The sequence below is a fragment of the Syntrophorhabdaceae bacterium genome (assembly GCA_035541755.1).
Classification (GTDB): Bacteria; Desulfobacterota; Syntrophorhabdia; order Syntrophorhabdales; family Syntrophorhabdaceae; genus PNOF01.
The window spans coordinates 1-2,602 of the sequence record DATKMQ010000046.1; the positions used below are offsets into that span (position 1 = coordinate 1).

Consider the following 2,602-nt stretch of genomic DNA (forward strand, 5'->3'; position numbering starts at 1 on the left):
AGGTCGTCGATGAAAGATCCACCGACGAGATACACGAAGCAGATAATAATCATGACGATATTCCTGTTGACAGGAAGATTTGTAGCCCAGTCTGCCATGAGCTGTGGGATATTAGTGATGGTTATAAAATGGCCCAGGACGGATGATCCTGCGATCAGCAGCAGGATCATGCACGCAGTGCGCATCGCATCCCCGATCGCCTTCACGTATCCGCTGAAGCTCAACTGTTTTCTCATTATTACCATAAGAAGAACTACCATGGTGCCCACGCTACCCGCTTCCGTCGGGGTAAAAAATCCCCTCAGCAGCCCAACAATCATCAGCATGAACACCGCGAGCACCACCACTACCTCGGGCAGGGAAGCCATCCTCTGTTTCCAGGTAGACCTTTCGCCGGCCGGAGCGAGGGAAGGGTTGATCTTGGCCCATCCGTAAATTGTCAGCACAAACAGGAGCGCGATTCCAAGCCCGGGAACGATACCCGCCAGGAACAACACCCCTATCGATTGCTCAGTAAGAAGGCCGTAGATGATCAAGAAAACGGTGGGCGGGATCAGGCAGCCGAGCGTCCCTACGATCGCCACGAGGCCTGTAGAGAGGGTCTTGCTGTAACCATACCGGTCCATTTCGGGAATAGCAACGCTGCTGAAGGTTGCTGCGGTCGCCACTGCCGATCCGCAAAGGGCTTTGAATGCCGTTGCCCCGCCCACGGTGGCCATCGCAAGGCCGCCTGGAATGTGGCCGATGAACCGGTAGGCGCAGTCGTACAGCCTCTTCGCTATGCCCGAGGCGAAGGCGATCTGGCCCATGAAGATGAAAAGAGGGAAAACCGTGTACCCGTACGAGACAAAGACATCGTACATGTCCTTCGCCATCATGTGCGTAGCTCCCCTGAAATCCACAAGATACGTGAATCCGGCGAAGCCTACCAGAATCATACAGAAAGGGAGCTCGAGCCCCGTGAAGAACAAAGCGATCAACGCCACCAGTGCGACGCATCCGGTCGTAAGCTCACTCATAGGTACCCCCGAAAATCTTGAGGATGTCGCAGAGGAAAACAATGGCAAGCATCAGGAAGCAAAACGCCAAGGCATATTCGACCGGATAGAGAGGCAGTTCGAGAGTCCCGGACACCTCCGCCGCCTTCCGCATACCCGTGCCTATCTTCAGAGAATTCCAGCTAATCAGGAGACACAAGAAGATGCCGACGCACCGGGTGATGACATTCACCAGATTCTTTACCGGTCCTGCGAGGCGGTTCAGCATAAAGTCCACGGCGATATGGCCGCGCATCCAGAACGAGATCGGTACTGTGAATCCAATGACGATACCGCCACAGATTGCAATGATCTCCACAGCGCCTGGGATGGGCTTGCCGAACAGCCTCAGTACGACATCCACCGTGGTGAGAAGCATCATGAACGTCAACGAGACAGCGGCTATACCCTGCATGAACTGGTTGACCTTCAGCACGCCGGCAAGCAAAGCTCTCATAGGACCCCCTTAGTCCTGCTGAAGACTATTATTTCTACGCTCGTTTTTTCGGACTGCCCCCCAACGCCTTTCCTTCAAGCACTAGATGTTTCTCCAGCAGTTCGGCGGCGCGTGCCCGGTTCCTTTGTCTGATTGCGCGAACGATCTCACGATGTCCGGCCGTAACCAATCTTGAGGTGGCCAGTTTTACCTCATGCCGACTCCTGAAATCGGACACCACGGTCATCAATGATTCCATGACGAGGACAAAGACCTGGTTCTTGGAGGCCTTTGCCAGAAGTTTGTGAAACTCCACATTCTCACGAAACGCATGGATATTTTTTTCCAAGAGCGCCTCTGCCGCGGCTACGTTCTTTTCTAGCTCTCGAATATCGGAATTCTTCGCGTTCTTAATCGCCTCGTCCAGTACCGACTTTTCAATTTCATTGCGGGCTGCGGTGAGCTCCTTGTCTGTAATCTTTCGCATTTGAAAGATATCCAGGTAAAGGCTGTTTACCGCGTGTACGACTGTGTCGACCACGAGAGGTCCATTGTTCCCACCTTTTTGTATCCAGATGAAACCTGTGAGCTCGAGAACGCGCAGGGCCTCCCGGATCGTCTGCCGACTCACGCCGAACTGTTTGGCAAGCTCCACTTCCTTGGGCAGTCTGTCTCCGGGCTTAAGGATGCCTTGAAACATCAGCTTCTTTATCTCTGAGGTAACTTGCTCGAAGGCTTTCTTCGTCCGCAGGGGGCGAAACATTTCTTCTTGGGTGTGAGCATCGTGCGCAGGCAAAGTGCATCTCCTGCTATAGTAAGTAGACGTAGTATATCTGTCAGACAATTACATTAATCCATTCTTGGTTCAGGGTGTCAAGAACTTTTTGAATCATTCCTTGAGAACAATCATATTTCACTTAGGATACAGGAATTGAAGCTCGGACCCCTTTTCGGCGATGCCATGAAAAAAAATCGCATTCGATACTTCAGGAAAACGGCTTGATGCTTCGCACTGGTCGTATTAAAGGATTAAAGAGGAAGGTTTTGTTTTTCGAAACACCGATACCTCAGAAGAATATAAATGAACGCACAGAACCGTATGTTGTTTTTTTCAATGTATCTACTATTG

3 protein-coding genes are annotated in these 2,602 nt (G+C 51.7%); all 3 read right to left on the reverse strand.

Annotation, left to right across the window (positions count from 1 at the left end):
* A partial coding sequence (locus VMT62_03930; GenBank protein ID HVN95555.1) for a TRAP transporter large permease occupies positions 1-1,019 on the reverse strand: 1,019 nt, incomplete at its 3' end.
* The gene (locus tag VMT62_03935; protein ID HVN95556.1) at positions 1,012-1,494 is read right to left on the reverse strand and encodes a TRAP transporter small permease; all 483 of its coding nucleotides are present in this window, start codon (positions 1,492-1,494) and stop codon (positions 1,012-1,014) included. The genes VMT62_03935 and VMT62_03930, both read right to left, overlap by 8 nt.
* Positions 1,495-1,528: 34 nt before the next feature.
* Positions 1,529-2,269 carry an FCD domain-containing protein gene (locus VMT62_03940; protein HVN95557.1) on the reverse strand — a complete coding sequence of 247 codons (741 nt, stop codon included), beginning with the start codon at positions 2,267-2,269 and terminating at the stop codon, positions 1,529-1,531.
* Between the last annotated feature and the right edge of the window lie 333 nt (positions 2,270-2,602).